Here is a 22,760-nt window from a genome sequence, read left to right on the forward strand (position 1 = left end):
CTCAACGGCGGGCCTTGGCGGCGGTTGCCTCCCGCAATTCGGATTCGCGCCGTAGCTGATCGCGGCGGACGGCGATCATCGGCACCAGCTGGCGTGAAAACGCATCGGCGGCCGGATAGGTGCGGGCAGTGACGATCCATACCGGACGTCCCTGATAACCCCACGCCTCGTCGAACCCGAGTGCCAGCAACGAAAAGGCGAAGATACCGATCAGCGCGCCTTTGACCGCGCCGAAGCCGAAGCCCAGCACCCGGTCAATCGGCCCTAGGATCGCGCCATCTGAAACGCCGCTGATATTGCCGGCGATCAGTTTCATCGCGGCATAGGGGATCAGCAGCAGCAGCACGAAGGAGAAGACCGGCGTAAGCCGCGCCGAATTGAGCAGATCGCTGAGCGCGGGGGTGAGGACAGGGTGCATGAAATGGACCGCCAGCGCGGCAAACACCCATGCAGCCAGCGACAGGACTTCCTGCACCAATCCGCGCAGAAAACCGCCGATCGCCGCAACGCCGACGATGAACAGAAAGACGAAATCGAGCCCAGCCATAGCCGCGATGTCTATGCGTTGCCCATCACCTGGTCAACGAGGTTCGCAAGTGCAGCAAAACCGCGATATCCTTTCGCATCCTCCGGCTTAACCCCGGTCGGGCCGAAACTGCGGGTAAAGCCGAGCTTGGCCGCTTCACGCAGGCGCAGCGGAGCGTGGGCGACGGGGCGAATCTCACCCGCCAGACTGACTTCGCCGAACCATGCGGCCTTGTCCGGCAAGGGCTTGTCCGCCAGCGCGGAAACGAGCGCGGCGGCCACTGCAAGATCGGCGGCCGGATCGGTCAGCCGGTAGCCCCCGGCGATGTTGAGATAGACCTCTGCCGAGGAGAAATTGAGCCCGCAGCGCGATTCGAGCACCGCCAGCAACATCGCCAGCCGCCCGCTATCCCACCCCACCACCGCACGGCGCGGGGTCGCGCCCGATTGCAGTCGCACGATCAGCGCCTGAATCTCGACCAGAACAGGCCGCGTGCCTTCCAGCGCCGGGAACACAGCGCTGCCCGCTAACGGCTGATCCCGCCCTGACAGGAACAGCAGCGATGGATTGGCGACTTCCTCCAGCCCTTCGGCCGCCATCGCGAACACGCCGATCTCGTCGACCGCGCCGAACCGGTTTTTGAGCGCGCGCAGAATGCGGTACTGGTGGCTGCGCTCACCTTCGAAGCTCATCACCACGTCGACCATGTGCTCCAGCACGCGCGGCCCGGCAATCGTGCCGTCTTTGGTGACATGGCCCACCAGCACAACCGCGCAGCCGGTTTCCTTGGCATAGCGGATCAGTTCCAGCGCGCAGCCGCGCACCTGCGACACGGTGCCCGGCGCGCCTTCGATCGTGTCGGAATGCATCGTCTGGATCGAATCGATCACCAGCAGCGCAGGCGGATCGCCCTGCCCCAATGTGGTCAGGATATCGCGTACCGAGGTTTCCGACGCGAGCCGGATCGGCGCATCGATCAAGCCCATGCGTGAGGCGCGCAGGCGCACCTGCCCGGCCGCTTCCTCGCCGCTGACGTACACGACATCATTGCCCCCGCGCGCGATGGTGGCCGCGGTCTGCAGCAGCAGGGTCGACTTGCCGATCCCCGGATCGCCGCCCATCAGGACTGCCGAACCCGGCACCAGTCCGCCGCCGAGTGCACGGTCGAATTCTGCCAGCCCGGTTGATTTGCGCACCGGCAGCTGGGTCGGCGCATTGAGCGGTTCGAACGCCAGCGCCCTGCCCCCGCGCGACAGGTCGTGCTTTTGCGAGAACACTGTCGCCGGCACATCCTCCACCAGCGTGTTCCATTCCGCGCAATCGGCGCATTGCCCCTGCCATCGCGGCGATACGCCGCCGCAGGCCTGACACACGAAACGCTTCTTTGACTTTGCCATAAGTGTCCGCCTTATCGAGAACAGATGACGAACGCAATTGCATTGCCGGTCTGATCCACGTTAGGAAGCTGACCATGCGTCAAAAGGAACTCCGCCTTGCCCTTGTCTGCTACGGCGGCGTCAGCCTTGCCGTCTATATGCACGGCATCACCAAGGAAATCTGGCATATGGCGCGAGCCAGCCGGGCGTTTCACCAACCGGGCGCAGTACCGCTCGACGGGGTGGCGGAGGCCTATCGCGATTTCCTGACCGAGATCGAGCGGGAGGACGGGCTGCGGCTACGCATACTGCCCGATGTTCTGACCGGGGCGAGCGCGGGCGGGATCAACGCCGTGTTCCTCGCGCAGGCGATCCATTCGGGCCACAGCCTTGAACCGTTGACCGATCTGTGGCTGGAAAACGCCGATGTCAGCGAGTTGACCGATCCCAAGGCGGAACCCCTGTGGCGATATGGCAAGCTGTGGGCGCAGCCGATCGCTGAATGGTTCCTGAGCCGTCCCGGCAATGCGGTGAGCGAGACAGTATCCCCCGAAACGCGCGAGGAAGTGCGCAGCAAGGTTTCGCGCTTCGTGCGCGGGCGCTGGTTCAGTCCGCCATTCTCAGGCGCGCGGTTTTCGGCGATGCTGTACGAGGCGCTGGTGAAGATGGCGGAAAAGGGCGATGGCGTTCCCTTGCTGCCGCCCGGCTACCCCGTCGATCTGGCAGTGACGGCCACCGATTTTCGCGGACATCCGCAGACACTGCGCCTGAATTCGCCGCCCAAGGTGGAGGAGACCGAGCACCGCCTGTCGATCAGCTTTCGCAAGCGGGTTGCCGCCGATACCCCGCAGCCGCTCGCCGATAATCTCGAGCTGGTGTTGGCGGCGCGAGCCACCGCGAGTTTTCCGGGCGCCTTCCCGCCGCTCGGTATCGACGAGATCGACCAGCTGGCCGCCGACGAAAGCCACAATTGGGCCACCCGCGCTGATTTCCTGAAGCGCATCATGCCGGTGCATGTCCGCGATGGCACCATCGGCGAGGTTGCGCTGATCGATGGATCGGTGCTGGTCAACGCTCCGTTTGGGGCAGCACTGGCCGCGCTGCACGGACGTCCGGCCCAGCGGGAGGTGGATCGCCGCTTCGTCTATATCGACCCGCGCCCGGACAGCCGCGCCCTTATGCCCTCGGGACCGGCACGCGAGATCGGCTTTTTCGGTGCGATATTCGGCTCGCTTTCCACCATCCCGCGCGAACAGCCGATCCGCGACGATCTGGAGCGGATCGCGCTACAATCGCGCGATGCGGCGCGGTTGAAACGGATCGTGATGGACCTGCAGCCCGATATCGACCGGGCGGTGGAAAAGCTGTTCGGCTACACCTTCCTGCTCGACCGGCCGACGCCCAAGCGCCTTGCCGGGTGGCGCGCCAAGGCGCAGCAGGCCGCAGCCGAGCGCGCGGATTATGCCTTCGGAGCCTACGCGCTGGCGAAGTTCGACGCGATCCTCGATCACCTCGCCCGGCTGACGTTGCGGGCCGAAGGAAACGGCGCAGGTGATACTACGCCCATCGTTGCTGCTTTGCGCCGGGAACTGGCCGCGCGCGGGATCGACCGGCTCACCGATGCCAATGGCGGTGCCAACGCGGGCGCCATCGCTTTCTTCCGTACTCACGATACCGGCTTCCGCATCCGCCGCCTGCAAATGCTGGCGCGCAAGCTGTCGCGCGATTGGGAACTCGATCCCGACATCCCCGACGATGCGCTCGATCATGCGCGTGACCGGCTCTACGCGATCCTGGCGCTGTATTACCGCACCGACGAGCGCGTGTTGCAGAACACCCATTTCGCCGCGCTCGCCGGTGCTGCTCTTGAGGCACCCGGCGCGGTGCTCGATTTTCTCGCGACCGAGCGCCTGTTGCCGGCAACCGATCTCGCCGCCGAGGAACTGCTGATCGACGCGCTCGAGGCTATGCCGAAGAACTTGAAGCGGCGGATGCTGCTGACCTATCTCGGCTTTCCGTTCTACGATGTCGCCACGCTGCCAATGACCCGGCGCGAAGGGCTGGATGAATTCAACCCGGTCAAGGTCGACCGCATTTCGCCCGAAGACGCGCGCTCGATCCGCGAAGGCGGCACCAGCGCGACCTTGCGCGGGATCGAGTTCTATAACTTCGGCGCTTTCTTCAGCCGCGACTATCGCGAGAACGATTACTTATGGGGCCGCCTGCACGGGGCTGAACGGATGATCGATCTGGTTGCCTCGACCGTGCCCGATGCCCTGCCCGAAGCGCGCATTCGCGCCGCCAAACGCGCGGCGTTTCTCGCGGTGCTGGAAGAGGAGGAAATCACCGGGCGCTGCCGGCCCAGGCTGATCGAGCAGATCCGGCGCGAGGTGGGCGAACGGCTGGGTTAATTCGTCACCGGCGCGAAGAACAACAGCACCGCTCGTCAGCCCCCGAACACGTCCTTGAGCTTATCAAAGAAGCCGCGGCTTTCGGGGCATTCGTCGCCGGTTTCGGTTTCACGAAACTCCTCGAGAATTTCCTTCTGGCGGCGCGACAGCTTGGTCGGCGTTTCGACCGCAATCTCGACCACCAGATCGCCGCGCCCACGCCCCTGCAGCACCGGCATCCCGGCACCGCGGACACGCAACTGCTTGCCCGATTGGATGCCTGCCGGGATGTCGAGCCGGTTGGTGCTGCCATCGAGATCGGGGATCTCGACACAGCCGCCCAGCGCGGCGGTGGTGAAAGTCACCGGCACGCGGGTCATCAACGTCGTGCCTTCGCGTTCGAACACGCGGTGCTGCTTCACATGCAGGAAAATGTAGAGATCGCCGGGGGGCGAGCCACGCTGGCCAGCCTCGCCCTTGCCGGAAAGGCGGATGCGGGTGCCGGTGTCGACGCCTGCCGGGATGTCGACCTGTAGCGCCTGCGGCTTGTCCACCCGGCCCTCGCCCCGGCATACACGGCACGGATCTTCGATCACGCTGCCGCGCCCGCCGCAGGTGGGACATGGGCGTTCGATCACGAACAGTCCCTGCTTGGCCCGCACCGCGCCCATCCCGTTGCACAGGTTGCACTGGCGTTCGCTAGTGCCAGGGGTTGCGCCGGTTCCGTCGCAGGTGTCGCACGACTGGCTGACCTCGATCTCGACCTCGGTAGACTTGCCGTGGAACGCCTCTTCGAGGCTGACCTGCATGTCATAGCGCAGATCGGCGCCGCGGCGGTTCTGCTGCCGCGCTCCTGCTGCACCGCCAAAAGCGCTGCCGAAAATCGTTTCGAATATGCCGCCGATATCGGCAAAGTCGCCGTGGCCGCCGCCCCCGAAGGGACCGCCGCCGCCGCCGCCGCCGTTCATGCCCTGCGTGAAGGCTTCATGGCCGAAGCGATCATAGGCCGCGCGCTTTTGCGGGTCCTTGAGGCAATCATACGCCTCGTTGATCGCCTTGAACTTGGCTTCGCAGGTGGCGTCGCCCGGATTGCGGTCCGGGTGAAACTTCATCGCAAGCTTGCGGTAAGCGCTCTTGAGCGTTGCCCCATCGTCACCGCGAGAAACTTCGAGCGTCTGGTAGTAATCAGTCTGGGCGCTGGACATTGGTATAACCTATTCCCCGTGTCCGGTCGTCACCGATGCGCCGGACATGGCGTCCGGGCGCATCGGCACGATACCGGGTTGCATCGGGGCCTTAGCCCTTCTTGTCTTCATCCACTTCGGAGAATTCCGCGTCGACTACATCTTCGTCGGCGGCCGGTTCAGCTTCAGCTTCGGCAGCCGCATCCGGCTCTGCCGCCTGCTGCTGTTCGTAGATCTGCTGGCCCATCTTCATCGCGGCTTCGGTCAGCGCCTGCGCCTTGGCGTTGATGTCATCGGCATCACCGCCTTCGATCGCAGTCTTGGTCGCGGCAATGGCTTCCTCGACTGTCGACTTGGTGCCGGCGTCGATCTTGTCGCCATGTTCGGCCAGCTGCTTTTCGGTCGCATGGACAAGGCTATCGGCCTGATTGCGCGCTTCTGCGGCAGCCCGGCGCTTCTTGTCTTCCTCGGCGAACTTTTCGGCATCCTTGACCATCTGATCGATGTCGTTGTCGGTAAGACCGCCCGACGCCTGAATCTTGATCGTCTGTTCCTTGCCGGTGCCCTTGTCCTTCGCCGCCACGGAAACAATGCCGTTGGCGTCGATATCGAAGGTCACTTCGATCTGCGGCACGCCGCGCGGTGCGGGCGGAATGCCGATCAGGTCGAAATTGCCGAGCAGCTTGTTGTCCGCCGCCATCTCGCGTTCGCCCTGGTAGACCTTGATCGTCACCGCGTTCTGATTGTCTTCGGCGGTCGAATAGGTCTGGGTCTTCTTGGTCGGGATGGTGGTGTTGCGGTCGATCATGCGGGTGAACACACCGCCCAGCGTCTCGATGCCGAGCGAAAGCGGGGTAACATCGAGCAGCAGCACGTCCTTGACGTCGCCCTGCAACACACCCGCCTGAATGGCCGCGCCCATGGCGACGACTTCATCCGGGTTCACGCCGGTGTGCGGCTTGGCTCCGAAGAACTGCTCCACCACTTCGCGCACGCGGGGCATACGGGTCATACCGCCGACAAGGATCACCTCGTCGACCTGATCCTTCGAGATACCGGCATCAGCCAGCGCCTTCTTGCAGGGATCAAGCGTGCGCTGGATCAAGGCATTGACCATCTTCTCAAGGTCGGCGCGGGTGATCGTTTCGACCAGGTGCAGCGGGGTGGTGCTGCCGCCTTCCATGCGTGCGGTGATGAAGGGCAGGTTGATTTCGGTGGTCGCCGCGCTCGACAGCTCGATCTTGGCCTTTTCGGCCGCTTCCTTCAGACGCTGAAGAGCGAGCTTGTCGGTCTTGAGGTCCATGCCTTCCTTCTTCTTGAAGGACTCGGCCAGAAATTCGACAATCGCATTGTCGAAATCCTCGCCGCCGAGGAAGGTGTCGCCGTTGGTCGACTTCACTTCGAACACGCCGTCCCCGATTTCGAGGATCGACACGTCGAAGGTACCGCCGCCAAGGTCATAGACGGCGATGGTCTTGCCCTCGTCCTTGTCCATCCCATAGGCGAGTGCGGCAGCTGTCGGCTCGTTGATGATGCGCAGCACTTCAAGGCCCGCGATCTGGCCGGCATCCTTGGTCGCCTGACGCTGGGCGTCGTTGAAGTACGCGGGAACGGTGATGACCGCCTGGGTAACCGTTTCACCGAGATAACTTTCGGCGGTTTCCTTCATCTTCTGCAGAATGAAGGCGGAAACCTGCGACGGGCTGTAATCATCGCCGCCCGCATTCACCCAGGCATCGCCATTCTTGCCCTTGGTGATCGTATAGGGGACGAGGCCCATGTCCTTCTTGGTCAGCGGATCTTCGAACCGGCGACCGATCAGGCGCTTGATCGCGAACAGCGTGTTGTCGGGGTTGGTCACGGCCTGACGCTTGGCCGGCTGGCCGATCAGGCGTTCGCCATCCTTGCTGAAGGCAACGATTGAAGGCGTGGTGCGCGCGCCTTCGGAATTTTCAATCACCTTGGGTTTGCCGCCGTCCATGACAGCGACGCAGGAATTGGTGGTTCCGAGGTCGATACCGATAACTTTACCCATTGTTTCCCCATCCATCTGGAAGATTGTTGGACACCGCGTATCGCGCTTCCCACAGGGCGGCAAAGCGCTTTGGCGGCTCGTTTGTGAGCGCGATATAGGTGCGGTTTTGCTTGGCACAAGACTTCCGACGGCCTAGTTTTCCGCCATTCCACAAGGAGACATACGAAGTGAACAGATCAACGGGGATGCAGGGGCTTACGAAAAATCGGGGCAAAGGGCTCGGCGCGATCCGAAAGGGTGCGGTCATATTCGGCATGGCCGCGATGCTGGGCCTCGCCGCATGCGGGGGCGAAGCCGAGGCTCCGGCGACAGAGGCGGTCGCGGGGCAGGTGCCCGGCATGACCATCAGCAATGCCCGCATGGTTCTTCCGCCCGTGGCGGGCAATCCGGCAGCGATCTATTTCGATCTCGCCTATGAGGGCGACAGGGGGCTGACCATCCGCAAGGCCGAAGTGGCCGAAGCGGGAAGTGCTATGATGCACGATTACGGCGAATATGATTTCAAGGTTCAGATGATGGAAGCGCTGCCGATCGCGCTCACGAAAGGCACCAAGGTCGCCTTCGAGCCGGGCGGGTTGCATGTGATGGCGATGGAACCTTCGGCAGATCTCGCGCCGGGCGACAAGGTAACGGTAACGCTCACCATGTCCGGCGGAGCGACGCAGGTGTTTCAGGCGGACGTGCGCGCTGCGGGTGAAGAACGCTGAGTGATGCGCTGACCGGGACGGGCGCGGCGGTGGGCGATGCCCTGCCGCCCGCCTGCCCGGCCGGTGGCCAGCGCCTGCTTACTCCGGGCGAGATCGCACTCGCGCGCAGTGTGTTCGGCGATGCGATCGATTATGCGCACGTGACGATCCGGCGGCGCAAGTTCTTCGCCTTTCAGCCGCGCAAGGTGACGATGGCTCCGATGGGGCACATTCATTTCCATCCGGCAGGCGATAGCTACCGCGATGATTTCTCCTCCGCGTCGCTGTCGCTGCAGGCCCATTTCATTCACGAGATGACCCACGTCTGGCAGGCGCAGAAGCGCGGGCGGTGGTATCTGGTTTTCAACCGCCATCCGCTCTGCCGCTATGATTATGCGCTGAAACCGGGCTGGACGCTGGAACGCTATGGCATCGAACAGCAGGCCGAGATTGTGCGGCATGGGTTCCTGCTGATGAAAGGTGCCAGCGTGGCGGGTGCGCCTCCGCTGGCTACCTATGTAGCAATCCTTCCGTTTTGGCCGAAGGTGGCGTCCTCCTAGTTCGGGCAGCGCACCGGATATTCGCGCCCGTCATCGCCGACGCGGTAGCAATCGCCGTCGTTCTTTTCGATCAATGCGCCGCCAGCGCCGCCAGCCGCTGCACCGACTGCTGCACCCGTGCCGACATCGCCGCCCGTTACAGCGCCAATCGCAGCGCCCGCAGCCGCACCGGCACCGGCGCCTTCCAAGGCATAGTTATCCGCACATGCGCCAAGCGAAAGGGCGCAGGCAGCGGTAATGGCTGAAAACTTGAGGCGATTTGTCATTTGGTATCTCCGTATTCCTGTTACTCGTCCTCAACGGAAAAGCCGGATACGGAGTTCCACCACTCGTCGCGCCCATCGGGGCATGCAGCGCAGCTAAGCCGAATGCTAGTCCGGCTTCTTCGCCACGGCCACCATCGCCGCGCGCAGCAGGCGATCCTTGATCATCCAACCGGCCTGCATTTCCTGCACCACCGTACCGGGTTCGTGATCGGCGCTGGGCACTTCCAGCATCGCCTGATGCTGGTTGGGGTCGAGCGGCAGGCCGATAGACGCGATGCGGGTGATACCATGGCCGGCGAACACCTTTTCCAGCTCGCGCTGGGTCGCTTCGAGACCGATAACGAGCCCCTTCATCTTGTCGTCCTCACGCAGACTTTCCGGGATCGCTTGCACTGCGCGCGTCAGATTGTCGGCCACGCTCAGGACATCGCGGGCAAAGCCGGTCGCGGCATAGGCGCGGGCCTCGTCCTTCTCGCGTTCGAGCCGGCGGCGCACGTTCTGCGTTTCAGCCTGCGCGTAAAGCACGTCCTGCTTGGCTGCTTCCAGATCGCGGCGCAGTGCGGCCAGCGCCTCACCAAGGGCATCGTCTGCCCCGCCTTCGGCCTCGCCGTCATCGAGGAATTCCTCCGGCACGCCCTTCAATTCATCTTCAGCCGCAGAATCGCGCGGCTTGTCGTTATCGATCATGTCTCGTGTGTTCCATTCAAGCGATGAGCTTACCCAGCGAACGGGCGGTCATATCCACCATGGGGACAACCCGCGCGTAATTCAACCGCGTCGGCCCGATCACACCCAACACGCCGACCACCCGCCCCTCTCGATCGCGGTAGGGCGAGGCGATGACAGAGGAGCCGGAAAGCGCGAACAACCGGTTTTCGCTGCCGATGAATATGCGGGTCGCATCGGCATCGCGGGCCGAATCGAGCAGCTGCGCAACCGACTGCTTGTTTTCCAAATCTTCGAGCAGGCGGCGCACCCGCTCGATATCGCCCACCGCGCTTTCATCCAGCAGGTTGGCGGCGCCGCGTACGATCAGCACCGGACGCGCGGCGGCATCCTCGCTCCACACGGCGAGTCCGCGCTCGACCAGATCGCGGCTGGCATCATCGAGTTGCGATTTACCGGCGTTGATCTCGGTGCGCATCGCCTGCGCTGCCTCGGCCAGTGTGCGCCCGGCAAGGCGCGCGGTAATGTAATTGCTCGCCTGATCGAGCGCGCTCGAACTGATCGCGCCGCCGATGGTAAGGATGCGGTTTTCCACTCCGCCATCCTCGCCCACCAACACCGCGAGCGCCCGCCCCTGACCCAGATCTACCAGGCTGAACTGGGCAAGCCGCTGTTCGCGATGCGGCACCAGCACCATGCCCGCCGCGCCCGAAAGGTCGGAAAGAATTGCCGAGGCTTGCTTCAAGGCAGCCTCCACCGGGCCGGCCTCGGCCAACCGGGATTCGATCGCGGCCTGTTCCTGCATGGTCGGCTCGGCAACGCGCATCAGTCCGTCGACGAAGATACGCAGACCCGCATCGGTCGGCATCCGCCCCGCGCTGGTATGCGGCGCGGCGAGCAGGCCCGCCGCCTCGAGATCGGCCAGCACCGAACGGATCGAGGCGGGCGAGAGGTTCAGCGTGCCATCCGCCGCCAGCGTTTTCGACCCGACCGGCTGCCCGCTGTCGATAAACTCCTCCACCACCCGGCGAAAGATTTCGCGGGCGCGGGACGTAAGTTCGGTTACGGGGAGTGAGGTCATGGCTGGTGCATTAGAAACTAGCTCTACCCGCCTTCGCCGACAAGCTCGACGATGGCTGGCAATTCCTGCCAAGCGTTCGACAGTTCGATCCACGCGTCCGGCATCTCGTCAGTCCCGCAGGCGTCATAGAGGACGAGGATATCGCCATCGGGCCAGGCAAGCCGCATAGCCGCCCCGTCGGTCGGAACGGGCTGTGGGCAACTTTGAGCGCTACGGTCGAGCAGGCCATCGGGGCGGAAACGTTCAATACGCGAATTGAATGCGGTAAAGTGGTCCGGCGTGACGACAAAGCCATGTTCGCCTGCAGACTCGACATGCTTCCTTCCGTTGAACACGCCGCTCCCGTCGGAGGCGATTACGAAGGAAAAGACGGGGCAGGCCCCGAAGCAGCCCGACGCTTGAAAGAACACCTCGCCAGGAGCAAGTTCGGGGATGCTTGCTATCGCGTTCGCTTTGGCAATTTTCGCGAAGTCAGGGCGGGCACTCTCGCGAACTATCGGTGCCTCACTGCGCTCCTCCGCGGGATTGCAGGCCGTCGCCAGCAGGGCTGTGAGCAGAACGGCTTTGTGCAAAGGTTTTCCCTTCCGAGACTTTCCCAGTGGTTTCTCTCATAGAAGCTGGCTAGTCGGCCAAGCAAGACCACAGGAGAATACAAATGCGCCCATCAGGACGCGCGCCCGACGAGATGCGCGCCATTACCATTGAAACCGCCTTCACCCGCCACGCCGAAGGATCGGTGCTGATCGGGTTCGGCGATACCAAGGTGCTGTGCACCGCCAGCGTCGAACGCGGTGTGCCGCCGTGGATGCGCGGCAAGGGTGAAGGCTGGGTGACGGGCGAATATTCGATGCTCCCCCGCGCCACCCATACCCGTGGTCAGCGCGAAGCCGCCAAGGGCAAGCAATCGGGCCGCACTCAGGAAATCCAGCGGCTGATCGGGCGCAGCCTTCGTGCCGTGGTCGATCTGCAAAAGCTCGGCGAGCGGCAGATCACGCTCGATTGCGACGTGATACAGGCCGATGGCGGCACGCGTACCGCCGCGATTTCGGGCGCGTGGATTGCGCTGCGGCTTGCGATCAACGGGTTGATGGCGTCGGGCGATATCAAGCATGATCCGATCACAGCGCAGGTCGCCGGCATTTCCTGCGGCATCTTCAAGGGCACCCCGGTGCTCGATCTCGATTACGACGAGGATTCCAACGCCGAGGCTGATGGCAACTTCGTGTTGCTCTCGGGCGGCAAGATCGCCGAAGTGCAGGCGACCGCCGAGGGCGCGACCTATGACGAGGAAGCTTTGCTGCGCCTGCTCCGCCTCGCCCGCATGGGCTGCGACCGGATCTTTGCCGCGCAGTTGGACGCGGTGAAATGACACGTCGCCTCGGCTCCGGTTCCCTCGTTATTGCCACGCATAACGCGGGCAAGCTGAAGGAAATCGGCGCTCTGCTGGAGCCGTATGGCATCAAGTGCCTGTCCGCCGGATCGCTCGGCCTGCCCGAACCGGCCGAGACCGGCACCACCTTCGCCCAGAACGCGCTGCTCAAGGCACGAGCAGCGGCGGAAGCTTCGGGTCTGACGGCGCTGGCTGACGATAGCGGCCTCAGCGTGGCGGCGCTCGATAATCGTCCCGGCGTCTACACCGCCGACTGGGCCGAGCGGCAGTGGTTCGAGGGCGCTCCGGGGCGAGACTGGTACATGGCGATGGGCAAGGTCGAAGGGATGCTGGCCGAGAAGGGCGAAAGCGTCGACCGAAGCGCCGCATTTCATTGCGTGCTGGCGCTGGCTTGGCCCGACGGGGAATATGCGATCTACGAAGGCAAGTGCGAGGGTAGCCTGACATGGCCGCCGCGCGGGACACTCGGCTTCGGCTATGATCCGGTGTTCGTGCCCACAGGCCGCAGCCAAACTTTCGCCGAGATTGCGCCGGAGGAAAAGCACGCGATCAGCCACCGCGCCGATGCCTTTGCGAAGCTGGTCGCGGAGCAGTTCGGCCGCTAGACTGCGCTGATGGCCCGCGCGCTCTACATCCACTGGCCCTTTTGTGCCAAGAAATGCCCCTATTGCGACTTCAACTCGCACGTGCGCGAGCAGGTCGAGATGGGCGCGTGGCAAGACGCACTGATCGCCGACATGCGCGCCGAAGCCGAAGTGGCCGGGGGCGACAAACTGGCATCGATCTTCTTCGGCGGCGGGACCCCGTCCCTGATGCCCCCCGCGCTGGTCGCGGCGCTGCTGAACGAGGCCGAGCGCCTGTGGGGTTTCGATCCGGCAATCGAGATTACGCTGGAGGCCAATCCTTCGTCTGTCGAAGCCGCCAATTTCGCTGCCTTGGCGGGCGCGGGTGTAAACCGTGTTTCTCTGGGAGTGCAATCGCTCGACGATGCCGAGTTGCGTTTTCTCGGGCGGCTGCACGGCGCGGAGGAGGCGTTGGCGGCGCTGGACATGGCGCAGGCGCATTTCAGGCGCGTGAGTTTCGATCTGATCTATGCCCTTCCCGGACATACGCCCGACTTGTGGCATGAACGCCTGACCCGCGCCCTGTCCTTCGGCACCGGGCACTTGTCGCTCTATCAACTCACGATCGAGCCCGGCACGCGCTTCGCCAGCGATGTACGGCGCGGACGGCTGACCCCGCTCGACGATGATGCTGCGGGCGAGCTGTTCGATATCACACAGGAACTGACCGAGGCTGCGGGGCTGCCCGCCTACGAAACCAGCAACCACGCCCGCCCCGGCGAGGAGAGCCGCCACAATCTGGTGTACTGGCGCTATCATGATTATTGCGGGATCGGCCCGGGAGCGCATGGGCGGCGCGGCGGCGCGGCGACGGTGCGGCACAAGAAACCAGAGAATTTCCTGCGGTCGGTTCGCGAGCGTGGTGACGGCATAACCGAAACGCGCCTGCTCACCCGTAACGAACAGGCGACCGAGGCGTTGCTGATGGGCTTGCGACTTGGCGAGGGGATCGATCTTGCCGCGATGGAGAGCCGTTTCGGCCTTCTGCGCGCCGATCTGGTGGACACAGCCGCCCTCGCCCGGCTGATGGCGCTCGATCTGATGTGGCAGCAGGGGGGCCGCATCGGTGTTTTGCCGAAGGGCCGTCCCTTGCTCGATGCGCTGCTTGCCGAGGTGGTGGCCGATGGGCTGGTGGCGGCATGACGTCGTCTGATCTGGTCGCGGCATGGCGCGCCTACCTTACAGATAACAAGCGCCGCTCGCCGCACACAGTGCGCGCCTATGTCGCTGCGGCGCAAAGGCTGGTGGCTGCGCGCGGCCTGACTGACTGGGCCGCCGTTGCCCGCACCGAAGCACATCACCTGCGCACCTTCCTTGCCGCGCGCCGGGCCGAGGGGATCGGCAATGCCAGCACTGCGCGCGAACTGTCTGCGCTCAAGGCCTTCATCGCCTTTGCCCGGCGGGAAAGCGGCGATCCTGATCCTGCCCCGCCCCGGCTGCGCGGACCACGGCTGAAAAAAGGCCTGCCCCGCCCTGTCACGCCCGACGAGGCGGTGAATCTCACCGATCTGGTCGATAGTCTGGCGGGCGAGGACTGGATCGGCGCGCGAGACCGCGCTGTGCTGCTGCTACTCTATGGATCGGGACTCCGCATTGCAGAGGCGCTTTCGCTTACGGCACGCGACGCGATGCTGGACGAAGTGCTGCAAGTCACCGGAAAGGGCGGCAAGCAGAGAATGGTGCCGGTCCTGCCGATCACCCGCGCTGCAGTGGCCGAATATGTGCGGCTATGCCCGTGGCCGCTGACCACGAAGGAGCCATTGTTCCGGGGTGCCAAGGGTGGACCGCTGTCGCCCGGTATGGTGCAGCGTGCGATGGCGCAGGCGCGGCGCGCGCTGGGCCTTCCCGATACCGCAACGCCCCACGCGCTGCGGCATTCCTTCGCCACCCATCTGCTCAGCGCAGGAGCAGATTTGCGCTCACTGCAGGAATTGCTCGGCCATGCATCGCTGGGATCGACCCAGATCTATACCCGCGTCGATGCCGCGAGCCTGCTGGAAAATTACCGCAAGGCTCACCCGCGCGGCTAGGGCTCAATCCTGCCGCTCGTGCGCCTTGACCGGCTTCCACGTGACCACGCGGTAGACGTAGAACGCCACGCCCGCGAGCACGAAGAGAACCACGCCGTAACCCGCCAGCTTTTCAAACCGTTCGATGAGCGGCTCGAGCGCCTGGCCGCCGAAGATCAGGATGCCGTTCCAGATTGCCGAACCCAATGCGGTGAACAGTACGAAGCGCCACAGCTTCATCTTGGCAAGGCCCGCAGGCAGCGAGACGATGGTACGCAGGATCGGCGAAAAGCGCAGCAGGAACACGATCCAGTCGCCATATTTCCGGAAGATGTCGCGCGCCTTGGTGAATTCGTCCCATTCGAACGTCAGCCAGCGGCCCCAGCGGTCGATAATCGCCTTGAGCTGTTCCTCGCTCCAGCGCACGCCGATCCAGTACCAGAACAGATTGCCGACCACCGTTCCGGCGGTGGCGACAATCCACAATGTCATGAAGGTCATCTGCCCGCGCGCCACCAGCACGCCCGCCGCGCCCATGATCACCTCGGACGGGATCGGCGGGAACACGTTTTCGGCCATCATCAGGAAGAAGATGCCCACATATCCGCCCTTGTCGAGCAGTTCGAGCAGGAGGTCGGTCATCGGATTCCTAAGCGTTGTCGGCAGCAGCGGCGCGGCGTCCGGCAAGCCGCCGCTCGATCGCATCCCAGATCATGCCCGCCGTATCACTGTTGTTGAAACGGTCAATCGCAACGATCCCGGTGGGCGAGGTGACATTGATTTCGGTCAGCCACTTACCACCGATCACGTCGATGCCCACGAAGGTGAGGCCGAGGCGTTGCAAATCCGGGCCGAGCGCCGCGCAGATTTCCTGTTCGCGGGGCGTCAGTTCGGTCGCCAGCGCGCTGCCGCCCATCGCGAGGTTGGAACGAAACTCGCCCTCGCCCGGCACCCGGTTGATCGCGCCAGCCACTTCGCCATCGATCAGCACGATGCGCTTATCGCCCTGCGCCACTTCGGGAAGGAAGGGCTGCACCATGTGCGGTTCGGGCCAGGTCTGGTTGAACACCTCGAACAACGCTGTCAGGTTTTCGGCGTTCTCGCCGATACGGAAGATCGCCTTGCCGCCGTTTCCATGGATCGGCTTGACCACTATGGCGCCATGTTTGGCCATGAAGCGGCGCACTTCGTCCACGCTACGCGTCACCAGTGTCGGCGGCATGAAGCGGCGATAGTTCAGCACCATCACCTTTTCCGGCGCATTGCGGACATTGGCGGGATCGTTGACCACCAGCGTCTCATTCGCGATCCGCTCAAGCATGTGGGTGGCGGTGATATAGCCCATGTGAAACGGCGGATCCTGCCGCATCAGGACGACATCGATATCGCTGCCGAGATCGATCCGCACCTGCTCGCCGCGCTTGAAGTGATCACCCTCGACCCGCTGCACCGTTACCGGAAAAGCGTGCGCGAACAGGCGATCATCCTCGTCCAGCGTCAGACTTTCGACGTGGTACTCGAACAGCGTGCAGCCGCGCGCCTGCGCCGAGAGCATCAGCGCAAAGGAGGAATCCCCCGCGATGTTGATCTTGTCGATGGGGTCCATCTGGACAGCGACTCTGAGCGACATTTTCCAAATCCGTTCGTGCTGAGCTTTTCGAAGCACCGTTTTGCTTCGCGGCGGCGGTTTAAAGGGAAATACGGCCCTTCGACAAGCTCAGGGCGAACGGACGGAGTTTATGCAAAGGGCATCCAGGCGTTTTCGATGTGGGTCGGCTTGCAGCCCGGTGCAAGCAGGATCACGTCGATGCGGATATCCTCGCCGTCGGTCGCGTAGTTCGGCCACACGCACTCCACTGCCGCCGCCACCCGTCTGAGCCGCCGTTCGTCGATGGCATCGCCTAGCGCAGCGGCACGCGCCCGCCATTTGACTTCGACAAAGGCGACCAGTCCGGTGCGCTTGGCAATCAGGTCGATCTCGCCCGCCTTGGTCTTGACCCGTTCAGCGACAATCCGCCAGCCCTGCTGGGCAAGGTACATTGCGGCCTCCGCCTCGCCCTCGCGACCGCGCCGGTCGGCTTCGCGGCGCTCGGGAGCGGAGCGTTCGACGGTCATTCGCCTTTCAGCTCCAAGGCGCGGGCGTAGAGCACCGCCCGGTCGATCCCGGTCGCCTTGGCCACCTGCCCTGCAGCCTTGCCCGGCCCCGAATCCGCAAGTGCCGCGCGCAGAAGGGCGTCGGCATCCGCCACGGGCGCCTCTGCCTCTGCCGGCGGGCCGACCAGCAGCACGATCTCGCCCTTGGGCGGGTAGGCTGCGTAATGCGCGGCGAGATCAGCGGCGGTGCCGGTGCGGCATTCCTCGTGCAGTTTGGTAAGTTCGCGCGCGACTGCCACTTCGCGGTCCGGCCACAATTCAGCGATGGCGAGCAGCGACCGTTCGATGCGGGGTGCCGTTTCATAGAACACCAGAGTGGCCGCGATCTCGGCCAGACCTTCCAGCGCCTCGCGCCGCGCCTTGTCCTTGACTGGCAGGAATCCTGCAAACAGAAAGCGGTCGCTCGGCAGGCCCGCGATCGCAATGCCCGCGATTGCCGCGCAAGCACCCGGAATGCTCGTGACCGTCACGCCCGCCGCGCGCGCCTCACGCACCAGACGATACCCCGGATCGGAGATCAGCGGCGTGCCCGCGTCGCTCACCAACGCGACCGCTCCAGACCTCGCTTGGTCGATAAGTCGCGCGCGCACCTCTGGCGGAGCATGATCGTCAAGCCGCTGGAGCCGAGCCTTGATCCCGAGATGTTTGAGCAGCTTGCCTGTGACCCGCGTATCCTCGCACGCAATCAGCGTGCAGGTTTCCAGCACTCTGATCGCGCGCAGGGTGATGTCGGCGAGATTGCCAATCGGGGTCGCCACGATATAGAGCCCAGGTTCGGGATTCCCCGGAGGGATGGATGGAAGCTCGCTCGTCATTGCGGGCAGAGCATTGAAGCACCAGTAAAGGGTCGGCAAGGATGAAGCTTACGGGATCGCCAAAATGGGCAGGCTGGCTGGCGGCCGGCGCCGGTATCTTCAAGCGCCGCAATCTCGCAATCGCGGGCGCGGCGATGCTGGCTGCCGGGTGTCAGGTTATCCCCAAGACCGACGTTCCCACCACGCCACCCCCGCCTGCGCCCACACCCGAACCTTCGGCGACCGCGCTGCCAACCGATTCCGGGCGTCACCGCATTGCACTACTGGTGCCGATGAGCGGCGATACCGCAGCCGTGGGGCAGGCGATCGCGAATGCCACCACCATGGCACTGCTCGATACCAACGCGTCCAATCTGCGAATCACGACCTATGATACCTCGGCCGGCGCTTCGGCGGCGGCGCGACAGGCGATTGCGGATGGAAACCGGCTGATCCTCGGCCCGCTGATGGCCGGCGCCGTGCCTGCGGTGCAATCGGCCGCGCGCGGAGCGGGGGTGCCGGTGATCTCGTTCTCGAACGATACCAGCATCGCCAGCGCCGACGTTTTCGTGATGGGCCACAATCCCGAACAGTCGATCCGGCGCAGCGTGGAGTTCGCGCGCGGTCGCGGGGCCAACCGTTTCGCCGCCCTGCTGCCCGAAGGTGATTACGGCCAGCGCTCGGCCTCTGCACTGGAGAACGCGTTGCGCGATTTCGGCGGTGCGCTGGTCGGCCGCGAAACCTATGCGCGCGGCAACACTTCCATCGTCGGCGCAGCCCAGCGTTTGCGCTCGGCGGGTGGGTACGACACCGTGGTGATCGCCGATAGTGCGCGGCTCGGAATTCAGGCGGCAGATGAGTTGCAGCGTGGTGCCACTCCCCGCACGCGCATCATCGGCAACGAATTGTGGAGCGGCGAGGCTGTGCTGACCCGCGCCGGATCGATGGAGGGCGCATTGTTCGCGGCTGTCTCCGACCAACGATACGCGCGTTTTGCCGATAGTTACGAAACGCGGTTCGGTGCCAAGCCCTATCGTGTGGCGACGCTCGGCTATGACGCGGTACTGCTGACCCTTCGGATCGCGCGCGATTGGAAAACTGGCACGCCCTTCCCCAAGAACGAGCTTTATGATCGCGGCGGATTTCTGGGGGTCGATGGCCCGTTCCGCTTCGCCCGCACCGGGGTTGCCGAACGGGCGCTTGAAGTGCGGGAAGTGCGCGGCGGCGAGGTGGTCGCGGTCGATCCGGCACCGACCGATTTCAGTCGCTGAGCAAAACCACGTCGCGGCGCTTGTGAGCGGGACGGGCGTGCGCCTATAGCTGGCGCATGTCCGACACCGCTTCCGACGATCTTTTCGCCAACACCCCGACATCCAGCGGCGATTACAACGCCTCGGCGATCGAGGTGCTCGAAGGGCTTGAGCCCGTTCGCCGCCGCCCCGGCATGTATATAGGCGGCACTGACGACCGCGCTCTCCACCATCTCGCCGCCGAAGTGCTCGACAACGCGATGGACGAGGCGGTCGCCGGCCATGCCACGCGGATCGAGATGCGACTGGAGGAAGGCAATCGCCTGAGCGTTGCTGATAACGGGCGCGGGATTCCCGTCGACGAACACCCGAAATTTCCGGGCAAGTCGACGCTGGAAGTGATCCTTGCCACGCTGCATTCGGGCGGCAAGTTTTCGGGCAAGGCCTATGCCACCAGCGGCGGGTTGCACGGCGTCGGGGTCAGCGTTGTCAACGCGCTGTCGTCGGACACACGCGTAGAAGTCGCGCGCGACAAGCAGCTTTACGCGCAGGAGTTCTCACGCGGGATCACGCAAGGCCCGCTGCAGAGCCTTGGCGCGGCGCCCAACCGGCGCGGCACCACGGTCAGCTTTACTCCGGACACCGAGATTTTCGGCGACCGCAAATTCAGCCCCAAGCGGTTGTTCAAGCTCGCCCGCTCCAAGGCATATCTGTTCGCAGGGGTCGAAATCCGCTGGAAATGCGCACCTTCGCTGGCGAGCGAGGACGTACCGGCAGAAGCGGTGTTCAAGTTCCCCGGCGGTTTGGCCGATCACCTCGTCGAACAGGTTGGCACGCGCGAATGCGTCACCGCCCAGCCCTTCACCGGCAAGCAGGATTTCGCCGAAATCGCGGGCGAGGCGCAAGGCCGGGCGGAGTGGGCGATTGCCTGGCCGCTCTATTCGGATGGCTCGACCAGCTGGTATTGCAATACCGTGCCTACGCCCGATGGCGGCACGCACGAACAAGGCTTGCGCACAGCGCTGACCCGCGCCCTTCGGGCTTTCGGCGATTTGGTCGGCGCGAAGAAGGCCAAGGACATCACCGCCGACGACGTGATGACCGGCGCGGAGGTGATGCTCAGCGTCTTCATCCGCGATCCGCAGTTCCAGTCGCAGACCAAGGACCGCCTGACCTCGCCCGAGGCCGCACGCCTCGTCGAGAACGCCGTACGCGATCACTTCGACCACTTCCTCACCGACAATATGGAGCGCGGCAAGGCGCTGCTGGGCGAGGTTATGGAGCGCATGGACGAGCGCCTGAAGCGCAAGCAGGAACGCGAGATCAAGCGCAAGACCGCCACCAGCGCCAAGAAGCTGCGCCTGCCGGGCAAGCTCACCGATTGCAGCGGCGAAGGCGGGCGCGAGACGGAACTTTTCATCGTCGAAGGCGACAGTGCGGGCGGCAGCGCCAAACAGGCGCGCGACCGCAAGAGCCAGGCCATCCTGCCGATCCGCGGCAAGATATTGAATGTTGCATCGGCCACGAACGACAAAATCCGCGCCAATTCCGAGATCGCCGATCTGGCGCTGGCGCTGGGCTGCGGCACCCGCAAGGACTGCGATGCGCAAAACCTGCGCTATGACCGCATCATCATCATGACCGATGCCGACGTCGACGGCGCCCATATCGCGACGCTGCTGATGACCTTCTTCTTTCAGGAAATGCCCGACCTTGTGCGCAAGGGGCACCTGTTCCTCGCCCAGCCTCCGCTCTACCGCCTGACTGCGGGCAAGGAGAGCCGCTACGCCCGCGACGATATTCACCGTGCGGAGCTGGAAGCGACGGTGTTCAAGGGCAAGAAGGTCGAAGTCAGCCGCTTCAAGGGGCTTGGCGAAATGAACCCGCAGCAATTGCGCGAAACCACCATGGCGCCCGAAACACGCGGGCTGATCCGCATTACTCTGCCGCAGGAATTCGAGGAGCGGGCGGGTGTGGCGCGTCTGGTGGACGAGTTGATGGGCCGCAACCCCGAACACCGCTTCAATTTCATCCAGAACCGCGCGGGCGAGGTGGATCGCGCGTCGATCGATGCCTGATCGGTATCCCGACCCGCGCAAGGAAGACATCATGGCCGGGGACCGGCGCGTATCGCGGCCCGATAGTGCCTTGCCGGATTCGATCATCCCCGATGCCGCCTATCGCCCGATACCGATCGCGTGGTTCGCGGGGGCGTTCCTGCTGCAGATGGTAGTGCTGTTCGCGATCTTTATGGTGTTGATCGGCCAATCAGGCTGGGTGACGATCGCCCTGTCGGCCCTCGTCACCGGAGCCATCGGCAAGTGGACGTGGGAGCGCGGGATGCAGGGTGCCGGTCCCGGCTGGAGGCTCGCGACGGTGCTGCTGCTGGCAGGGCAACTCGGCTTCGTATGTCTGGGGGCCGCAGCCCGCTTATGACGAACAGAACCGGAGAAAGATGATGTTGCGCAAAAGCTTGCTTGCCCTTGCTGGGTCACTTCTGGTCTTGCCTGCGGTGCCGTTGATGGCTCAGGAACCAGCTGAGGCCGCAGCTCCGTTGACGCAAACCCCGCTGGAGATCCGCAGCCAGCAGGTCGTGGGCGTTATCAATGGCTCGGTCGCGCCCGAGGACGTGTTCAGCGACAGTTTTCTTGCCGCCATTCCCGCCGCCCAGCTCAAGGGATTGAGCGCCAGCCTGACGGCCCAATTCGGTGCAGCGGTAGAGGTGTCCTTGCTCGCCCCGCGCGAAGGCACACGCGCTGCGCTGGAAATCCGGTTCGAGCGCGGGCTCGCCAAAGGCGGCATCGCTATCGATCCGGCAGCGGATAACCGGGTGACCGAGCTTGTCTTCAACACAGTGGATTCGCTCGCGATCGAAGGCGACACGCCGGAGCAGATCGCCGCTGATCTGTCCGCGTTGCCGGGAAGTGTGAATGCATGGTTTGCCCCGCTCGATGGCGGCACGCCAGCGATCAGCATCGGCGCCGACACACCACTGGCGCTGGGTTCGACCTTCAAGCTGTATGTGCTGGCCGCGCTGGCGGAGGATGTGAAGGCGGGCAAGCGGCGATGGGGTGACGTCGTGCCGCTCACCCAAAAGAGCTATCCCAGCGGCAAGCTACAGGATTGGCCCGCGGGCGCGCCGCTGACGCTGCACACGCTCGCCAGCGTGATGATCTCGATCAGCGACAACACCGCGACCGACCAGTTGATCAAAGAAGTAGGCGAAGATCGCATCCTCAAGCTGATGGCGGATAGCGGCCACGCCAATCCGGGTGCGAACAATCCCTTCCTGAATACCCGCGCGCTGTTTCAGCTAAAGGGCGGCGATGCCGCGCGACTGTCGGCCTATCAAGCAGGCGATGCCGAAGCCCGCTCAGCGATTCTTGCTACGCTCGATACGCAGCCGGTGACGCTTCAGGAGGTCAACGCCGCCTTTGCGGCCGGACCCAAAGCGATTGACGTCGAATGGTTCGCCTCGCCCGCCGATCTTGCCAAATTGTTCGCTCACATGCGCGAAACGGCGGACCCCGAGGCGTTCGAGATCATGGCGATCAACCCTTCGGCCACACCGGCGATTGTGAACGCCTGGGACTATATCGGCTTCAAGGGCGGATCGGAGCCGGGTGTGCTCAACCTCACCTGGTTGCTGCGGGACAAGGCGGGCGCGTGGCACGTGCTGACCTTGGGGTGGAACAATCCTGCGGCGAGCGTCGATCAAGGCGCATTTGAAGCAATTGCCCAGCGCATCCTGCTGCTTCCGCGCTGAACTG

General features: G+C 64.2%; 23 protein-coding genes. 11 read left to right on the forward strand and 12 right to left on the reverse strand.

Annotated features, from left to right (window positions below):
* Nucleotide 1: 1 nt before the first annotated feature.
* On the reverse strand, nt 2-547 hold the full coding sequence (locus Q0L48_RS01925; RefSeq protein ID WP_296716572.1) for a CvpA family protein: 546 nt from the start codon (nt 545-547) through the stop codon (nt 2-4).
* A gap of 11 nt (nt 548-558) precedes the next feature.
* Nucleotides 559-1,923 (reverse strand): DNA repair protein RadA, encoded by a 1,365-nt coding sequence (radA, locus tag Q0L48_RS01930; RefSeq protein ID WP_296716575.1) that lies wholly within the window; start codon nt 1,921-1,923, stop codon nt 559-561.
* Between the two features lie 74 nt (nt 1,924-1,997).
* Between radA and Q0L48_RS01935 the strand changes: the two genes are divergently transcribed.
* Nucleotides 1,998-4,313, forward strand: coding sequence for a patatin-like protein (locus Q0L48_RS01935; RefSeq protein ID WP_296716577.1), 2,316 nt, complete (start codon nt 1,998-2,000; stop codon nt 4,311-4,313).
* Nucleotides 4,314-4,348: 35 nt separating this feature from the next.
* Here the strand turns inward: Q0L48_RS01935 and dnaJ are convergent, their stop codons facing one another.
* The gene (dnaJ, locus tag Q0L48_RS01940; RefSeq protein WP_296716579.1) at nt 4,349-5,497 is read right to left on the reverse strand and encodes a molecular chaperone DnaJ; all 1,149 of its coding nucleotides are present in this window, start codon (nt 5,495-5,497) and stop codon (nt 4,349-4,351) included.
* A 91-nt stretch (nt 5,498-5,588) separates the two neighbouring features.
* The gene (gene dnaK / locus Q0L48_RS01945) at nt 5,589-7,511 is read right to left on the reverse strand and encodes a molecular chaperone DnaK (protein WP_296716581.1); all 1,923 of its coding nucleotides are present in this window, start codon (nt 7,509-7,511) and stop codon (nt 5,589-5,591) included.
* Between the two features lie 167 nt (nt 7,512-7,678).
* Here dnaK and Q0L48_RS01950 point away from each other — a divergent pair, with 167 nt between their 5' ends.
* Nucleotides 7,679-8,218, forward strand: coding sequence for a copper chaperone PCu(A)C (locus tag Q0L48_RS01950; RefSeq protein WP_296716583.1), 540 nt, complete (start codon nt 7,679-7,681; stop codon nt 8,216-8,218).
* Nucleotides 8,219-8,247: 29 nt separating this feature from the next.
* Nucleotides 8,248-8,757 (forward strand): vgr related protein, encoded by a 510-nt coding sequence (locus Q0L48_RS01955; protein ID WP_296716584.1) that lies wholly within the window; start codon nt 8,248-8,250, stop codon nt 8,755-8,757.
* On the opposite strand, the gene Q0L48_RS01960 is transcribed toward Q0L48_RS01955, so the two are convergent.
* The 4 genes from Q0L48_RS01960 to Q0L48_RS01975 form a co-directional block, all read right to left on the reverse strand.
* Nucleotides 8,754-9,023 (reverse strand): YMGG-like glycine zipper-containing protein, encoded by a 270-nt coding sequence (locus Q0L48_RS01960; RefSeq protein WP_296716585.1) that lies wholly within the window; start codon nt 9,021-9,023, stop codon nt 8,754-8,756. The two genes, Q0L48_RS01955 and Q0L48_RS01960, sit on opposite strands and share 4 nt — an antisense overlap.
* Nucleotides 9,024-9,128: 105 nt before the next feature.
* Nucleotides 9,129-9,710, reverse strand: coding sequence for a nucleotide exchange factor GrpE (locus tag Q0L48_RS01965; RefSeq protein ID WP_296716587.1), 582 nt, complete (start codon nt 9,708-9,710; stop codon nt 9,129-9,131).
* 16 nt (nt 9,711-9,726) lie between these two features.
* A complete protein-coding gene (gene hrcA / locus Q0L48_RS01970; RefSeq protein WP_296716589.1) occupies nt 9,727-10,770 on the reverse strand; it encodes a heat-inducible transcriptional repressor HrcA in 1,044 nt (347 codons plus the stop codon).
* Between the two features lie 23 nt (nt 10,771-10,793).
* On the reverse strand, nt 10,794-11,342 hold the full coding sequence (locus tag Q0L48_RS01975) for a DUF6438 domain-containing protein (RefSeq protein ID WP_296716591.1): 549 nt from the start codon (nt 11,340-11,342) through the stop codon (nt 10,794-10,796).
* An 83-nt stretch (nt 11,343-11,425) separates the two neighbouring features.
* On the opposite strand from Q0L48_RS01975, the gene rph reads away from it, so the two are divergent.
* The 4 genes from rph to Q0L48_RS01995 are packed head-to-tail and all read left to right on the forward strand — an operon-like array spanning nt 11,426 to nt 14,813.
* Nucleotides 11,426-12,139, forward strand: coding sequence for a ribonuclease PH (gene rph / locus Q0L48_RS01980; protein WP_296716593.1), 714 nt, complete (start codon nt 11,426-11,428; stop codon nt 12,137-12,139).
* Nucleotides 12,136-12,765, forward strand: a complete 630-nt coding sequence (gene rdgB, locus Q0L48_RS01985) for an RdgB/HAM1 family non-canonical purine NTP pyrophosphatase (RefSeq protein ID WP_296716596.1) — start codon at nt 12,136-12,138, stop codon at nt 12,763-12,765. Before rph ends, rdgB begins: the two co-directional genes overlap by 4 nt.
* Nucleotides 12,766-12,774: 9 nt before the next feature.
* Nucleotides 12,775-13,926 carry a radical SAM family heme chaperone HemW gene (hemW, locus tag Q0L48_RS01990; RefSeq protein ID WP_296716599.1) on the forward strand — a complete coding sequence of 384 codons (1,152 nt, stop codon included), beginning with the start codon at nt 12,775-12,777 and terminating at the stop codon, nt 13,924-13,926.
* The gene (locus Q0L48_RS01995) at nt 13,923-14,813 is read left to right on the forward strand and encodes a tyrosine recombinase XerC (RefSeq protein ID WP_296716601.1); all 891 of its coding nucleotides are present in this window, start codon (nt 13,923-13,925) and stop codon (nt 14,811-14,813) included. The genes hemW and Q0L48_RS01995 overlap by 4 nt, the downstream gene beginning before the upstream one ends.
* A gap of 3 nt (nt 14,814-14,816) precedes the next feature.
* Here the strand turns inward: Q0L48_RS01995 and Q0L48_RS02000 are convergent, their stop codons facing one another.
* The 4 genes from Q0L48_RS02000 to rsmI all read right to left on the reverse strand — a co-directional run bounded on the left by Q0L48_RS02000 (nt 14,817) and on the right by rsmI (nt 17,761).
* Nucleotides 14,817-15,434: a DedA family protein gene (locus tag Q0L48_RS02000; RefSeq protein WP_296716604.1), complete on the reverse strand. Its 618-nt coding sequence runs from the start codon at nt 15,432-15,434 to the stop codon at nt 14,817-14,819.
* Between the two features lie 7 nt (nt 15,435-15,441).
* Nucleotides 15,442-16,422 carry a glutathione synthase gene (gene gshB / locus Q0L48_RS02005; RefSeq protein ID WP_296716607.1) on the reverse strand — a complete coding sequence of 327 codons (981 nt, stop codon included), beginning with the start codon at nt 16,420-16,422 and terminating at the stop codon, nt 15,442-15,444.
* A gap of 107 nt (nt 16,423-16,529) precedes the next feature.
* The gene (locus tag Q0L48_RS02010) at nt 16,530-16,907 is read right to left on the reverse strand and encodes a YraN family protein (RefSeq protein ID WP_296716609.1); all 378 of its coding nucleotides are present in this window, start codon (nt 16,905-16,907) and stop codon (nt 16,530-16,532) included.
* Nucleotides 16,904-17,761 carry a 16S rRNA (cytidine(1402)-2'-O)-methyltransferase gene (gene rsmI, locus Q0L48_RS02015; protein ID WP_296716612.1) on the reverse strand — a complete coding sequence of 286 codons (858 nt, stop codon included), beginning with the start codon at nt 17,759-17,761 and terminating at the stop codon, nt 16,904-16,906. Before rsmI ends, Q0L48_RS02010 begins: the two co-directional genes overlap by 4 nt.
* Before the next feature lie 41 nt (nt 17,762-17,802).
* Between rsmI and Q0L48_RS02020 the strand changes: the two genes are divergently transcribed.
* The 4 genes from Q0L48_RS02020 to Q0L48_RS02035 all read left to right on the forward strand — a co-directional run bounded on the left by Q0L48_RS02020 (nt 17,803) and on the right by Q0L48_RS02035 (nt 22,756).
* Complete coding sequence (locus Q0L48_RS02020; protein ID WP_296716614.1) at nt 17,803-19,011, forward strand: penicillin-binding protein activator; 1,209 nt, start codon at nt 17,803-17,805, stop codon at nt 19,009-19,011.
* 56 nt (nt 19,012-19,067) lie between these two features.
* A complete protein-coding gene (parE, locus tag Q0L48_RS02025; RefSeq protein WP_296716617.1) occupies nt 19,068-21,068 on the forward strand; it encodes a DNA topoisomerase IV subunit B in 2,001 nt (666 codons plus the stop codon).
* The gene (locus Q0L48_RS02030) at nt 21,061-21,426 is read left to right on the forward strand and encodes a hypothetical protein (RefSeq protein WP_296716619.1); all 366 of its coding nucleotides are present in this window, start codon (nt 21,061-21,063) and stop codon (nt 21,424-21,426) included. Before parE ends, Q0L48_RS02030 begins: the two co-directional genes overlap by 8 nt.
* Nucleotides 21,427-21,511: 85 nt before the next feature.
* Nucleotides 21,512-22,756, forward strand: a complete 1,245-nt coding sequence (locus Q0L48_RS02035) for a serine hydrolase (protein WP_296716621.1) — start codon at nt 21,512-21,514, stop codon at nt 22,754-22,756.
* Nucleotides 22,757-22,760: the final 4 nt, after the last annotated feature.

Source organism: Erythrobacter sp. (genome assembly GCF_024305245.1).
Lineage (GTDB): Bacteria > Pseudomonadota > Alphaproteobacteria > Sphingomonadales > Sphingomonadaceae > Erythrobacter.

Bases quoted from the DNA above. Each gene is read 5' to 3' on its own strand.
- Q0L48_RS01925 (WP_296716572.1), bottom strand. From the start codon at position 547: ATGGCTGGGCTCGATTTCGTCTTTCTGTTCATCGTCGGCGTTGCGGCG.
- radA (WP_296716575.1), bottom strand. From the start codon at position 1,923: ATGGCAAAGTCAAAGAAGCGTTTCGTGTGTCAGGCCTGCGGCGGCGTA.
- Q0L48_RS01935 (WP_296716577.1), top strand. From the start codon at position 1,998: ATGCGTCAAAAGGAACTCCGCCTTGCCCTTGTCTGCTACGGCGGCGTC.
- dnaJ (WP_296716579.1), bottom strand. From the start codon at position 5,497: ATGTCCAGCGCCCAGACTGATTACTACCAGACGCTCGAAGTTTCTCGC.
- dnaK (WP_296716581.1), bottom strand. From the start codon at position 7,511: ATGGGTAAAGTTATCGGTATCGACCTCGGAACCACCAATTCCTGCGTC.
- Q0L48_RS01960 (WP_296716585.1), bottom strand. From the start codon at position 9,023: ATGACAAATCGCCTCAAGTTTTCAGCCATTACCGCTGCCTGCGCCCTT.
- Q0L48_RS01965 (WP_296716587.1), bottom strand. From the start codon at position 9,710: ATGATCGATAACGACAAGCCGCGCGATTCTGCGGCTGAAGATGAATTG.
- hrcA (WP_296716589.1), bottom strand. From the start codon at position 10,770: ATGACCTCACTCCCCGTAACCGAACTTACGTCCCGCGCCCGCGAAATC.
- rph (WP_296716593.1), top strand. From the start codon at position 11,426: ATGCGCCCATCAGGACGCGCGCCCGACGAGATGCGCGCCATTACCATT.
- rdgB (WP_296716596.1), top strand. From the start codon at position 12,136: ATGACACGTCGCCTCGGCTCCGGTTCCCTCGTTATTGCCACGCATAAC.
- hemW (WP_296716599.1), top strand. From the start codon at position 12,775: ATGGCCCGCGCGCTCTACATCCACTGGCCCTTTTGTGCCAAGAAATGC.
- Q0L48_RS01995 (WP_296716601.1), top strand. From the start codon at position 13,923: ATGACGTCGTCTGATCTGGTCGCGGCATGGCGCGCCTACCTTACAGAT.
- Q0L48_RS02000 (WP_296716604.1), bottom strand. From the start codon at position 15,434: ATGACCGACCTCCTGCTCGAACTGCTCGACAAGGGCGGATATGTGGGC.
- gshB (WP_296716607.1), bottom strand. From the start codon at position 16,422: ATGTCGCTCAGAGTCGCTGTCCAGATGGACCCCATCGACAAGATCAAC.
- Q0L48_RS02010 (WP_296716609.1), bottom strand. From the start codon at position 16,907: ATGACCGTCGAACGCTCCGCTCCCGAGCGCCGCGAAGCCGACCGGCGC.
- rsmI (WP_296716612.1), bottom strand. From the start codon at position 17,761: ATGACGAGCGAGCTTCCATCCATCCCTCCGGGGAATCCCGAACCTGGG.
- Q0L48_RS02020 (WP_296716614.1), top strand. From the start codon at position 17,803: ATGAAGCTTACGGGATCGCCAAAATGGGCAGGCTGGCTGGCGGCCGGC.
- parE (WP_296716617.1), top strand. From the start codon at position 19,068: ATGTCCGACACCGCTTCCGACGATCTTTTCGCCAACACCCCGACATCC.
- Q0L48_RS02030 (WP_296716619.1), top strand. From the start codon at position 21,061: ATGCCTGATCGGTATCCCGACCCGCGCAAGGAAGACATCATGGCCGGG.
- Q0L48_RS02035 (WP_296716621.1), top strand. From the start codon at position 21,512: ATGGCTCAGGAACCAGCTGAGGCCGCAGCTCCGTTGACGCAAACCCCG.